Annotated in this window: 1 protein-coding gene and 1 pseudogene; both read right to left on the reverse strand. The window is 28.7% G+C overall.

Translation table 11 applies throughout. The annotated features are described in order from the left end of the window. Nucleotides 1–132 precede the first annotated feature (132 nt). Nucleotides 133–582, reverse strand: coding sequence for a ribose 5-phosphate isomerase B (rpiB, locus tag GQX97_RS12845; RefSeq protein ID WP_157148219.1), 450 nt, complete (start codon nucleotides 580–582; stop codon nucleotides 133–135). Between the two features lie 68 nt (nucleotides 583–650). After that, nucleotides 651–802: pseudogene (locus tag GQX97_RS15125) on the reverse strand (acyl-ACP thioesterase); the annotation flags it as partial.

Genomic DNA, 802 nt, shown 5'->3' on the forward strand with positions numbered 1-802 from the left:
TTTCTTATTATATATACTTAAATATTATATTAAATTATTATAATCTTGATATATAAAAAACTTTATAAAAAAGAGCTTTAAGTCAATTAAAACCTCAAAGCCCTTTTGTATTTATATTCATTATAGTTTAAATTAGATTTCCTCACCGTTCTCTATTTTAGTAAGCAAGTCAACTCTCCTAGCATGCCTTCCACCTTCATATTCAGCATCAAGCCATTCTTTTACTATCATCTTAGCTAAATCAACYCCTACCACTCTAGCACCGAAAGCTATGATGTTAGAATTRTTATGCTGTTTAGAAAGCTTAGCAGAATAAGGTTCACTGCAAACTGCMGCTCTTATGCCTTTTACTTTATTAGCAGCAAGTGAAATACCTATACCAGTTCCGCATATCAAAACTCCGCATTCGCACTCTTTACTTACAATAGCATCAGCAACCTTTTTTCCATATATTGGATAGTCTACACTTTCTGTAGTATGCGTACCATAATCAATAACAGTATGTCCTAATTCCTCTAAATATTTTATTATCTCTTTTTTTAATTCAACAGCTGAATGATCGCAGCCTATAGCAATTTTCATAATTTTATTTCCTTTTATATATATTTTCTAATATTAAAATCAATTTATAATAAACAACGTAAAATTATTTATAAACTATAAGAAAACTCTAATATAGCATAAGTTTTATTATCTTCACTATCAAACTTAAGTAAAACCTTATCATCAATTACAGCCTTCTTTACAACTATAGTATCCCCTAAAGCAGCAGGTACTCTGTATTCTATTCTTATTCTTTTAT

Origin of the sequence: Brachyspira sp. SAP_772 (assembly GCF_009755885.1) — a bacterium.
In the GTDB taxonomy this organism is placed as follows: Bacteria; Spirochaetota; Brachyspiria; order Brachyspirales; family Brachyspiraceae; genus Brachyspira.